Origin of the sequence: Paraburkholderia sp. 22099, from assembly GCF_052045835.1 — a bacterium.
Lineage (GTDB): Bacteria > Pseudomonadota > Gammaproteobacteria > Burkholderiales > Burkholderiaceae > Paraburkholderia > Paraburkholderia terricola.
Genome location: NZ_JBQEPU010000039.1, coordinates 1 through 12,065 on the forward strand (window position 1 = coordinate 1; position 12,065 = coordinate 12,065).

Consider the following 12,065-nt stretch of genomic DNA (forward strand, 5'->3'; position numbering starts at 1 on the left):
ACTGTCCAGCTTCGCGTGAAATCGCTGTCCAGCTTGCCGTGAAATCCGTGCCCACCTTCGCGTGAAATGCCTGTCCAGCTTGGCGCGAAATCGCTGTCCAGCTTGGTGTGAAATACGCAGATAAGGATCGCTGAATCTGTTATTGGAGCAACGCGCGCTCTTTTTTCTATACTCGATTCCGGTCAGCACTCACCAACGACGAGTGCCAAAACTCATACGCGGAATTCGAACCATGAGCCTACGTCCCTTGCATGACCGCCTGATCGTCAAGCGTCTCGACCAGGAAACCAAAACCGCTTCCGGCATTGTGATTCCCGAAAGCGCCGCCGAGAAACCCGATCAGGGCGAAGTGATCGCGATTGGGCCGGGCAAGCGCGATAGCGATGGCAAGCGCGTCGAACCCGATCTTAAAGTCGGCGAGCGCGTGCTGTTCGGCAAATATGCGGGTCAGTCGGTCAAAGTGGACGGCAACGAATTGCTCGTGCTGCGCGAAGAAGACGTGGTCGCCGTCGTCACTCAATAAAGAACGGAGCTTTCAATCATGGCAGCCAAGGAAATCATCTTCAGCGACATCGCCCGCTCGAAACTCGTGGAGGGCGTCAACACCCTCGCCAACGCGGTCAAGGTCACGCTCGGTCCGAAGGGACGCAACGTGGTACTGGAACGCAGCTTCGGCTCGCCGGTCGTGACCAAGGACGGCGTATCGGTTGCGAAGGAAATCGAATTACCGGATCGCGTGCAGAACATCGGCGCGCAACTCGTGAAGGAAGTCGCGTCGCGCACCAGCGACGCCGCCGGCGACGGCACGACGACTGCAACCGTGCTCGCGCAAGCCATCGTTCGCGAAGGACAGAAGTACGTCGCGGCGGGGCTCAATCCGCTGGACCTGAAGCGCGGCATCGACAAGGCCGTGGTCGCCGCCATCGACGAACTCAAGAAGATCAGCAAACCGACCACCACCAGCAAGGAAATTGCGCAGGTCGCGACGATCTCGGCTAACGGCGAAGAGTCGATCGGGCAGCGCATTGCCGAAGCGATCGACCGTGTCGGCAAGGAAGGCGTGATCACCGTCGAAGACGGCAAGTCGCTCGACGACGAACTCGACGTGGTCGAAGGCCTGCAATTCGATCGCGGCTACCAGTCGCCGTATTTCATCAACGACCAGGACAAACAGGTCGCCGTGCTCGACAACCCGTTCGTGTTGCTGCACGACAAGAAGGTGTCGAACATTCGCGATCTGCTGCCGATTCTGGAACAGGTCGCCAAAGCGGGCCGGCCGCTTCTGATCATCGCGGAAGACGTGGAAGGCGAAGCGCTGGCCACGCTCGTGGTCAACAACATTCGCGGCATCCTGAAGACGGTCGCCGTCAAGGCACCGGGCTTCGGCGATCGTCGCAAGGCGCTGCTCGAAGACATCGCGATTCTGACCGGCGGCCAGGTGATCGCCGAGGAGACGGGACTGTCGCTCGAAAAAGCGACGCTCGCGGAACTCGGTCAAGCCAAGCGCATCGAGGTGGGCAAGGAAAACACCACCGTGATCGACGGCGCCGGCGACAGCAAGAATATCGAAGCGCGCGTCAAACAGATCCGCGTGCAGATCGAGGAAGCGACCTCCGACTACGATCGCGAAAAGCTCCAGGAACGTGTCGCGAAACTCGCGGGCGGCGTGGCCGTGATCAAGGTCGGCGGCGCGACCGAAATCGAGGTGAAGGAAAAGAAGGACCGCGTCGACGACGCACTGCACGCCACGCGCGCCGCGGTTGAAGAAGGCATCGTGCCGGGCGGCGGCGTCGCGTTGATTCGCGTGAAACAGGCGATCAGCGGCCTTCGGGGCGCGAACGCCGATCAGGACGCGGGCATCAAGATCGTGCTGCGCGCACTGGAGGAACCGCTGCGCCAGATCGTCACGAATGCCGGCGAGGAAGCCAGCGTGGTCGTCGCGAAAGTGGCCGAAGGCACCGGCAATTTCGGCTACAACGCGCAGACCGGCGAGTACGGCGACCTCGTGCAATCAGGCGTGCTCGATCCGACCAAGGTCACGCGCACCGCGCTGCAAAACGCGGCATCGGTGGCGGGTCTGCTGCTGACTACCGACGCGACCGTGCATGAAGCACCGAAGGAGGCACCGGCCGCAGGACAGCCGGGCGGTCCGGGCGCAGGCGGCCCCGGACTGGACTTCTAAACGGTTGAGCTTGTAACGGACTCGAGAACATACACACGCCGGCATGCGCCGGCGTGTGTCGTTTCACCTTCATCACTTCGGAAAGAAGCGGTTTTCCGGCCGCCGCAAACCGAGGTTTTCGCGCAGCGTGCTGCCTTCGTATTCTTCGCGAAACAGTCCGCGTCGCCGCAATTCCGGCAATACCAGTTCGACGAAATCATTGAGCCCATTCGGCAATACCGGCGGCATCACGTTGAAGCCGTCCGCGCCGTAGTTCATGAAACGCTCTTCGAGTTGATCGACGATCTGCGCCGGCGTTCCGACCAGTTGCCAATGACCGCGGGCGCCCGCCACTCGCAGATAGAGCTCGCGTATCGTCAGATTCTCGCGGCGCGCGAGTTCGAGTGTGAGCAGTTGGCGGCTCTTGCTCGCATTCGTATCGGGCAGTTGAGGAATCGGACCGTCGAGCGGATAGCCGGACAGATCGAACCCGCCCGTGAGTCCCGATACCAGCGCGAATCCCACCTTCGGATCGACGAGCGACTGCAACTCCTCGAACTTCTCCTTCGCCTCGCTCTCGCTGCGGCCGACGATCGGGAACACGCCGGGCATGATCTTCAGATCGTCAGGCCGGCGGCCACGGGATTCAAGCCGCCCTTTCACGTCCGCGTAGAAATCGATCGCGTCCTGCAAAGTCTGTTGCGCGGTGAAGATGACTTCGGCGGTTTTTGCGGCCAGTTCGCGCCCCGCCTCCGACGATCCGGCCTGCACGACGACCGGATGCCCCTGCGGAGACCGCGCGACATTGAGCGGCCCTCTGACCTGGAAGAAGCGTCCCCTGTGGTCCAGCACGTGGCGCTTGCGCGGATCGAAGAAGCGGCCTTCGGTTTTGTCGCGAACGAACGCGTCGTCTTCCCAGCTGTCCCACAGGCCGGCCGTGACTTCGGCGAACTCGGCCGCGCGCTCATAGCGCTCGGCGTGGTCGAAATGCTTGTCGCGATTGAAGTTCTTCGCCTCGTGCTCGCTTGACGACGTGACGAGATTCCAGCCCGCGCGGCCGCCGCTGATGTGATCGAGCGACGCGAATTTACGGGCGATGTGATACGGCTCGTTGAAACTCGTCGACGCGGTGCCGACGAGCCCGATGCGCTCGGTCACCGCCGCCAGCGCGGACAGCAGCGTGATCGGCTCGAACTGCGCGACATAGCTGTGGGCGGTGCGGCTCAGAAAATCGACATCGTCGCCGCGCGTGCCCACGCCGTCGGCGAGAAACACCAGATCGAACTTCGCGGCCTCGGCCGTTTGCGCGAGCCGCACGTAGTGACGGAAATCGACGCCGGCGTCCGCCTTCGCGTCAGGGTGGCGCCACGCCGCGATGTGGTGGCCGGAAGGATAGAGAAATGCGCCGAGGCGCAGGTGTCCGCTACGTCTGCTCATGGAAGTCCGCGATAGAAATGACGACAGGAGGAATTGGCTACAAGTGGTGCGCGGCGTCGAGCCGGCCACGCGAGCGTTGCGTGAAGGAGGTGTTGATTCCGTGCTCGATGCGATGTGCCATCGCCCAGGTCCGCGATGCTCAGTCGGCCGCCGGAATCCATGCAGCGGTGGCCGCGTCGCTGGCGCGGAATGCCGGAAACTTCTGGCCGAGCTCGGCGATCGTCCTGATGTTGTTCTTCACCAGATCGTCGCGCGTGATCAACGTCGGCTTGACGACGATCCGGTGCTCGGGTTCCTGCCCCGCCAGCAACAGCGCGGCGGCGCGCACCGACACCGCGCCAACCACCGCCGGGTTGGTCGCCGCGGTCGCGACCCATGCGCTGTTCGGCGCGCGAATCGCCTCGATGTCGGACGTCGAAATGTCGGCGCTGTAGATGCGCAGCTTCGACGCGAGGTTCGCCTCGTCCGCGGCGAGCTTCGCGCCGCGCGCGAATTCGTCGTAAGGCGCGAACACCACGCGAATCTCGGGATGCGCGCGATAAGCGGCCGCGGCCTGATTGGCGACGGACTGCGCGATCGGATTGTCGACCGTGCCCCAGCGCGCCTTCTCCTGAACCTTCGGATGCGCGGCCTTGAAGTCGCGCCACACCGCATCGCGCCGGTCGAGCGGCGCAAAACCGGCGACATACACGTAGCCGGCCGAGAACGCGTCGCCGTTGTCTTTCACCGCCTGGTCGAGCAGCAGCGCGGCGAGGTCGTGATCGCTCTGCTCGATCTGGGGCACCTTCGAATTGCCGAGGTCGACGTCGAACGCGACGACCTTGATGCCCTTGTCGAGCGCACGTTGCACGACGTCCTTCAGCGATTCGGGCAAGCCGTGATTGACGATGATCGCCGACACGCCGAGGCTGATCGCCTGCTGGATCTGCTCGCGTTGCTCCGCCGCGTCCTGGCGGCCTTCGTAGATGCGCAGATCGATGCCGAGCGCCTTCGCCTGCTTCTGCGCGCCGGCCTCGTAGGCCTGGAAGAAATCGCCGGTGGACAGATAGTTGACGAGCGCGACTTTCACGCCGCCCTTGTCGAACGGCGCCGGCGCGCCCTTGAGCGGCGCGGCGTGCGCGGCGGCGCCTGCCAGCATCGTGGCGGCCGTGGCGACGACGACGGCAAGCGCGCGCGCCTTCAGGCTCGTCTCGAACTTACGACGCGGAAATGATTTCATCAGCGATCTCCAGACCGGAAAGGACAGCGTTGTGATGGATAGTTTTTATCCGGCATGTGCCGGTGTGTGGGTCGGCGCATCGGCCTGCCCATTGGCACTCGCTTGATTCAGCGCTTGATTCAGCGTCCGAGTTCGATAAGCCGCGCCCGGATGCGGCTCGGCGAGCCGCGGACCGCGCCCGTGCAGCTTCTCGCGCAACGAGCCCGCCGCGTAGTCGGTTTTATAAACGCCGCGCCGTTGCAGTTCGGGCACGACGAGGTCGACGAAATCACTGAAGCTCTCGTGCGTCAGCGCATACGCGAGGTTGAAGCCGTCGACATCGGTTTCCTCGACCCACGACTGCAACTCGTCGGCGATCTCCTGCGGGCTGCCGACCGACAGCGGCCCCAGGCCGCCAATGCCACCCCACTTCGCGATCTCGCGCACGGTCCACACGCGCGTCGGATCGGCGCTCGACAGCGCCTCCACCGCCGATTGCACCGCATTGCTCTCGACATAGCGCAACGGCTCGTCGAGGTCGTATTTCGACAGGTCGATGCCGGTCCATCCCGACATCAGCGCGAGCGCGCCCTCGTCGCTCGTATAGCGGCGATAGTCGGCGTGCTTCGCGTGCGCCTCGGCCGACGTGTTGCCGGTGATCACCGTGTGCAGATTGAAGATCAGCACGTCGTGCGGATCGCGTCCGAACGACTTCACGCGCGCGCGGATATCGGCGACGAAATGCTTCAGGATCGTGCGCGACGGCGCCGCGATAAAAATGCACTCGGCGTGCTGCGCGGCGAAATCCTTGCCGCGCTTCGAGGCGCCCGCCTGGTACAGCACCGGCGTGCGCTGCGGCGACGGCTCGCAGAGGTGGATGCCCGGCACGTCGAAATAGGGGCCGAGGTGGTTGATCGGGTGGACCTTGGACGGCTCGGTGAACACGCGCCGCCCGGCGTCGCGCACCACCGCATCGTCTTCCCACGACGCTTCCCAGAGCTTGTAGCAGACTTCGAGATATTCCTCGGCGAGCGAATAACGCTCGTCGTGACTCACCTGGGCGGGCAGGCCGACATTGCGCGCCGCGCTATCCAGATACGACGTGACGATGTTCCAGCCAACCCGGCCGTCGGTCAGATGATCGAGCGTCGACATGCGCCGCGCGAACGGATACGGATGTTCGTACGACAGCGAGCAGGTCAGGCCGAAGCCGAGATGCTCGGTCACGTTCGCCATCGCCGACACCAGCAGAATCGGATCGTTGACGGGCACCTGCGCGGCCTGGCGGATCGCGGCCTCGCCGTTGCCGTTGAAGACGTCGTAAATACCCAGCACGTCGGCGATGAACAGGCCGTCGAACTTGCCGCGCTCGAGCAGCTTCGCGAGGTCGGTCCAGTAGTCGATCTGCTTGTAACGCCACGATGCATCGCGCGGATGCGCCCATAAGCCCGGCGACTGATGCCCCACGCAGTTCATGTCGAAAGCGTTGAGGCGGATTTCTCTAGCCATGTTCGGATTCAGTGGAAGATGACGACGGCGCGCCGGCAGAGCCGGCCGCGAGCGATAGCGCGAAGCACGGTCATCCCGTCAATTCCACGGATGCCGCACCGGTTTGACGCCGTTCAGATAGTAGTTGCCGACCAGGTGATATTTCCAGCGCACCGGATCGTGCAGCGTATGCACGCGCGCGTTGCGCCAGTGACGATCGAAGTTGTGCTCGGCGAGCGTCGACTGCGTGCCGGCAAGCTCGAACAGCTTTTCGCCCGCGAGCAGCGCGACTTCCGTGGTCAGCACCTTCGCCTCGCCGACCGCGACCGACGCGCGCGCGACGTCGTCTTCGGTCATTTCAGGCTTTGCCGCGCTCGCGTCGAGCACGCGCGCCGCCCGTTCGAGCAGCGCTTCGGCCGCATGCAACTGGATATGCAGATGACCGATTTCGCGCACCGTCAACGGATCGTCGCTCGCGCGTTCGACCCCGCTGTCGATCCACGGCCGCGAGCGCGCGCGCACGAACGTCAGCGTGTCGGCGAGCGCGGCCTGGGCGATGCCCGCATCGATCGCGGCCTGGATGATCTGCGAGATCGGCCCGTTGAGCGTCGGAAAATCGGTCACGCGATGCGCGGGCAACACGAGCGATGCCGGCACGCGCACGTGGTCGAGCGTCACCGTGCCGCTGGCGGTCGTGCGTTGGCCGAAGCCCGACCAGTCGTCGATCACGCTCAGCCCCGGCGTGCCCTTCGGAATATAGGCGAGCCAGCCCTTGCGCTCGGCGTCGAGTCCGAGCACCGGTACGAAGTCGGCGAACAGCGCGCCGGTCGAATAGAACTTCGTGCCGTGCACCACGTAGTGATCGCCGTCGCGCGTCACGCTCGTCTTCAGATCCAGCACGTTCTTCGTGCCCTTCTCCGAAAAGCCGTTGCCGAAGCGTTTGCCGCCCAGCACCTGCGCGAAGAAATACCGCTTCTGGGCTTCGCTGCCGGTCAGCGCGACCACGTCGACGAGACCGAAGTGGTTTTGCGGCAACTGTCCGAGCGACGAATCCGCTGCTGCAATGATCTTGATCACCTCGGTCAGCGTGACGAAGGACACGCCCGCGCCGCCGTATGCCTTCGGCACGGTGATCGCCCACAGGCCCGACTGCGAGAACCATTCGATTTCGTCGTACGGCAGACGGCGCTCCGCATCGCGCCCGGCGGCGCCTTTCGCGAGACGGGCCGCCAGTTCGTGGGCCACGGCGAGCGCTTTGGCGTCGTCGGCAATCACATGCGCCGCGGACCGGTTTGCATCGAACGTTTTCGAGGAAACCGCTTCGTCAACTTCTGCCATGGGAGTCTCCGTTTGCATGACCGTTCGTTCAATCTATCAGCGGCCATCACGCGCGCAAACTGAACGATTCCGCAATCGATATTCCTTGGCGAATGCAAAGGATTTGCGCGCAGCGCGTGCGCGGCCGTGGCCGCTCCCAGGCGGCTTACGCGCGCGAGTCCGTACGCCGCCCGACGCTGAACGTGAATGCCAGCGCGAGCACCAGCAGCACGCCCTTGATGAAATCCTGCATGTAGTAAGGCGCGTTGAGCATCGTCAGCCCATTGAGCAACACGCCGACGAACACCGCGCCCACCACCGTGCCGAACACGTTGGGCCGCTTCGCGCCCCACACCGCGTAACCCATCAGCGCCGCCGCCACCGCATCGAGCAGCAGCGAGTGACCGGCGCTGACATCGCCACGCCCGACCCGCGCGGCGATCAGCACGCCGCCCAGCGACGCGATCGCGCCCGACGCCACGTAGGCCGCGATCCGGTAACGCGCGCTCGGCGCGCCCGCGAGTCGCGCGGCCGTCTCGTTGCCGCCGATCGCATAGATCACGCGTCCCCAGCGGGTCGTTTCCATCACGATGCACGCGAGCACGGTCAGCACCGCGAGCACCAGCACGGGCAACGGCACCACGTCGAACAGACGCAGGCGGCCGAGCGCCAGAAACGCGTCGGGGAACATCCCGCTCGCCTCGGAGCCGTCGGGCAAGATCGTGCCGGTGGCAAGAGAGCGCCCGCCGGTCGGAATCAATTGCAGCCCGGCCAGCAGGAACAACGTGCCGAGCGTCGCCAGTTGATCCGGCACGCGCAGCCGCGTGATCAGGAGGCCGTTGAACAGGCCGGCTGCTACGCCGAGCACGAGACACGCGGCGACCGCTTCCAGCATCCCGCCATGCCAGACGATCAGCACGTAGCTCGCCGCCATCTGCGCCGACGCGGCCACGCTGCCGACCGAAAGATCGAAGCCGCCCGCGGCCAGCGTGATCGTCACGCCGATCCCGAGCAGCGCAACGATCGATACCGCCTGGAGGATGCTGAACAGATTGTCGATGTTCAGGAACGCGGGTTCTTTCCTCGCGAACACGGCGATCAGGATCGCAAGCACCAGCAGGATGCCGGTGCGCTCCAGATGGTCGCGCAAGCTACGTAGGCCGCGCAGCGCGGGACGCGCACGGCGGTTGCCGGCCGCATCGCGCACAATGGGAGGGGTGACGGATTTCATCGATCGGAAAGAGCACTCAGGTCGTGGGTGGGATGATGATCGAGCGTCGCGCGATCGAAGCGGACCACGCGATCGGCGATCTCGAAGGCCTCTTCGAGATCGCTGACGAACACGATCGTCGCACGCTGTGGCGCATGGTGCCGCAACGTATCGGCGATGTCGGCGCGCGCGCCCGCGTCGACGCCCTGAAACGGTTCGTCGAGCAGCAGCAGCCGCGCGGGTTCGACGTGCCAGCGAGCCAGCACGACCTTCTGCTGATTGCCGCCCGATAACCGCGTCAGGCGATCGTCGGGGCCGGTGCAGCGAATCCCGAAACTGGCGATCGCCTGCGTGGCGACTTCGCGTTCCGTCGCCCGTTTCACCGTGCCGCGCCGGAACCAGCGCGACAGGAACGGAAAGCTGAGCGTGCCCGCGATCGACGCGAACGGCACGCTGTCGGGAAACAGCGAGGACCGCCAACGGTCTTCGCCGGCGAGGAACACGCCCGCGCGAATCGCCGCGGCTGGCGAGCGCGGACGCCACGGCTGTCCGTCGAGCAGCATCCGGCCGCCGCTCGCGCGCGTCGCGCCGAAGATCGCGCTCGCGAGCCGCGACTTGCCGCCGCCGACCGGACCCGCGATCGCGACGATCTCGCCGCGTCGCACGTCGAGGTCGAACGGCACGCTGTGCGGCGTCAACTGGAAATCGCGGAGGCTGAACGACGGTTCGAGCGGCAGCGTGCCGGCCGTCCGCCGAGTGCGCGCATCCGGCAACGGGCGCCCGATCATCGTTTCGACGGCGGCGTCGAAATCGATCGGCGGATGAAGGTCGGCAACCAGGCGTCCATCGCGCACCACCGCGACCCGGTCCGCGATACGCCGCAAATCGCCGATGCGATGCGAGACCAGCAGAATCGCGACGCCCTCCTCCCGCAACGGTTCGAGCTGCGCGAACAGCCGCTCGGCTTCGGCGGCGGACAGGCTCGCGGTGGGTTCGTCGAGAATCAGCAGCCTGGGGTGCGAAGCGAGCGCCCGGGCCAGCGTCACGCGTTGCTGATTCGCGAGCGACAGCGAACCCAGCGGCGCCGCGAGGTCGACCCGCAGACCGACGCGTTGCGCGAGCGGTCGGGCCGCCGCGCGCCGCGCGGCAGGCGGCACGCGCCACGGCGAACCCGGATCGCACAGGCGCTCGAGCAGCAGGTTGTCGGCGATCGACAGCGCGGGCACGACCGCATCGGCGATCGACTGGTGCACCGTCGCGACGCCGAGTTGCTTCGCGGCCTGCGCGGACGTGGGGCGGTACGGTTTGCCGTCGAGCGTCAACGCGCCGCTGTCGGGTGAATAAATGCCGCTCAGGATCTTCACGAGCGTCGACTTGCCCGCTCCGTTGGCGCCCATCAACGCGACGACTTCGCCCGGATGAATCGACAGATCGAGGTTCGACAGCGCGAGCGTCGCGCCGAAGCGTTTCGTCACGGCGGTGGCGCTTAAAAGCGGTGCGCGCGAAGCGCTACCTGCCGGCTGCGCCGCGACGCCGGCAATCCGTTCCTGCGTTGCGTTTTCCGTGGCGCTCTCCTGAACGATCCGATCGACTAGCTTGTAATCACAGCAGCCTTCAAGCGAACCATGCTAGCGGCGATTCAAGCGCGACAGAAACGATCATTTGTGATTTGAATATGGCGCCGGTCCTTAGTCCCTGCCGACATATCGATACCAGAATTGATTGATGGTCCAGGATCGCCGGGCGATCGACAATGGAACGATTCGCCAGACGCAGTCGCGCGCAGTCGCATCTTCGCAATCGATCTTCCCGCCGGCCTCTTCCGTATTCGAAACGATCCATGACAAGCTCTCCGCGTCGCCAGCTCCATCTGAACGTCAATATTCTCCACTCGGGCTTCGTCCCCTCCGCATGGCGCGTGGACGAAGCCGATCCGCGCGCGTTCGTCGACATCGACCATTACGTGCGCGTCGCGCGGATCGCGGAAGCCGCGAAATTCGACGCGGTGTTTCTCGCGGACAACGCGTCGATTGCCGATCAGATCGACTTCCGCCCGATCACCGCGCTGGAGCCCACCGTGCTGCTGGCCGGCATCGCGTCGGCCACCTCGCAGATCGGCGTGATCGGCACCGCGTCGACCAGTTACAACGAGCCGTACAACATCGCGCGGCGCTTCGCGACGCTCGATCATCTGAGCGGCGGACGCGCCGGCTGGAACATCGTGACGACCGCCGACCTCGGCTCGGCACGCAATTTCGGCCGCGACGCGGTGCCGAATCACGCGGCGCGCTACGAACGCGCGGCCGAGTTCACCGACGTGGTGAAAGCGCTATGGGATAGCTGGGAAGACGACGCGTTCATCGGCGACAAGGCGAGCGGCCGTTTCATCGATACGGCGAAAGTGCACCGCATCGAGCATCGCGGCAAGTACTTCAGCGTCGACGGTCCGTTCAATCTGCCGCGCAGCGCGCAAGGACATCCGGTGCTGATCCAGGCGGGCGGCTCGGCGGACGGGCGCGATCTCGCCTCGCGCCATGCGGAAGCGGTGTTCTCGGCGTCGCAATCGTTCGATGAAGCGGCTGCCTACGCGCGGGAACTCAAATCGCGCGCCGCGGCGCTCGGGCGCGGCGACGAAGCGATTCGCGTGCTGCCGGGCCTCACGACGATCATCGGCGCGACCGAAGCGGACGCACTGCGCCGTCGCGACGAACTGGTCGACCTGATTCCGTGGAGCTACAGCCTCACGCGGCTGGCCGGCATCCTCGGCGTGGGCGTCGAGCGGCTGAAACTCGACGAGCGTCTGCCCGACGATCTCACGCTGCCCGGCGGCGGCAACGGCAATCACACGTTCTTCCACGCGACGCTTGCGCAAGCGCGCGGCAACGGCTATACGGCGCGTCAGTTGATCCGGGCGCTGGCGGGCGGCGGCGGACATCGCGTGGTCGTCGGCACGCCGGAACAGATCGCCGACGATATCGAGCACTGGTTCAAGGGCGGCGCCGCCGACGGTTTCAACCTGATGCCGGACGTGCTGCCCGGCGGCTTGCAGGATTTCGCGGACGGCGTCGTGCCGCTTCTGCAACAGCGCGGCATTTTCCGCACCGAATACGAAGGACGGACGCTGCGCGAGCACTTCGGTTTGCCGCGGCCGGCGAGCCGCCACCTGGAAGCCCGGCAAGCCGCGGCTGTGTGAACGCCGCGCGGCGGCCGTGGCGGCCGTGGCGGCAACCGCGAGCGGCAACGCGGCCCTGAGT

At 65.4% G+C, this 12,065-nt stretch carries 9 protein-coding genes; 3 read left to right on the top strand and 6 right to left on the bottom strand.

The features are described from left to right. The first annotated feature begins 232 nt into the window (after positions 1 to 232). Both ACTJLC_RS27665 and groL read left to right on the top strand, forming a co-directional pair. Positions 233 to 523, top strand: a complete 291-nt coding sequence (locus tag ACTJLC_RS27665; protein WP_006052637.1) for a co-chaperone GroES — start codon at positions 233 to 235, stop codon at positions 521 to 523. Positions 524 to 541: 18 nt separating this feature from the next. After that, positions 542 to 2,182, top strand: a complete 1,641-nt coding sequence (groL, locus tag ACTJLC_RS27670) for a chaperonin GroEL (RefSeq protein ID WP_310133610.1) — start codon at positions 542 to 544, stop codon at positions 2,180 to 2,182. 72 nt (positions 2,183 to 2,254) lie between these two features. Here the strand turns inward: groL and ACTJLC_RS27675 are convergent, their stop codons facing one another. From ACTJLC_RS27675 to ACTJLC_RS27700, 6 genes are all read right to left on the bottom strand, one after another. Further along, positions 2,255 to 3,598, bottom strand: a complete 1,344-nt coding sequence (locus tag ACTJLC_RS27675; protein ID WP_310133613.1) for an LLM class flavin-dependent oxidoreductase — start codon at positions 3,596 to 3,598, stop codon at positions 2,255 to 2,257. A 139-nt stretch (positions 3,599 to 3,737) separates the two neighbouring features. Next, the gene (locus tag ACTJLC_RS27680) at positions 3,738 to 4,817 is read right to left on the bottom strand and encodes a substrate-binding domain-containing protein (RefSeq protein ID WP_374710309.1); all 1,080 of its coding nucleotides are present in this window, start codon (positions 4,815 to 4,817) and stop codon (positions 3,738 to 3,740) included. Positions 4,818 to 4,862: 45 nt separating this feature from the next. Next, positions 4,863 to 6,305, bottom strand: coding sequence for an LLM class flavin-dependent oxidoreductase (locus ACTJLC_RS27685; RefSeq protein WP_310133616.1), 1,443 nt, complete (start codon positions 6,303 to 6,305; stop codon positions 4,863 to 4,865). Positions 6,306 to 6,383: 78 nt separating this feature from the next. Next, entirely contained in the window at positions 6,384 to 7,622 is a 1,239-nt protein-coding gene (locus ACTJLC_RS27690) for an SfnB family sulfur acquisition oxidoreductase (protein ID WP_440845829.1), read from the bottom strand. A 145-nt stretch (positions 7,623 to 7,767) separates the two neighbouring features. Beyond that, a complete protein-coding gene (locus ACTJLC_RS27695; protein WP_310133620.1) occupies positions 7,768 to 8,832 on the bottom strand; it encodes an ABC transporter permease in 1,065 nt (354 codons plus the stop codon). Beyond that, the gene (locus ACTJLC_RS27700; RefSeq protein WP_374710313.1) at positions 8,829 to 10,352 is read right to left on the bottom strand and encodes a sugar ABC transporter ATP-binding protein; all 1,524 of its coding nucleotides are present in this window, start codon (positions 10,350 to 10,352) and stop codon (positions 8,829 to 8,831) included. The genes ACTJLC_RS27695 and ACTJLC_RS27700 overlap by 4 nt, the downstream gene beginning before the upstream one ends. 299 nt (positions 10,353 to 10,651) lie before the next feature. Here ACTJLC_RS27700 and ACTJLC_RS27705 point away from each other — a divergent pair, with 299 nt between their 5' ends. Further along, a complete protein-coding gene (locus ACTJLC_RS27705) occupies positions 10,652 to 12,004 on the top strand; it encodes an LLM class flavin-dependent oxidoreductase (protein WP_310133625.1) in 1,353 nt (450 codons plus the stop codon). The last annotated feature ends 61 nt before the right edge of the window (positions 12,005 to 12,065 follow it).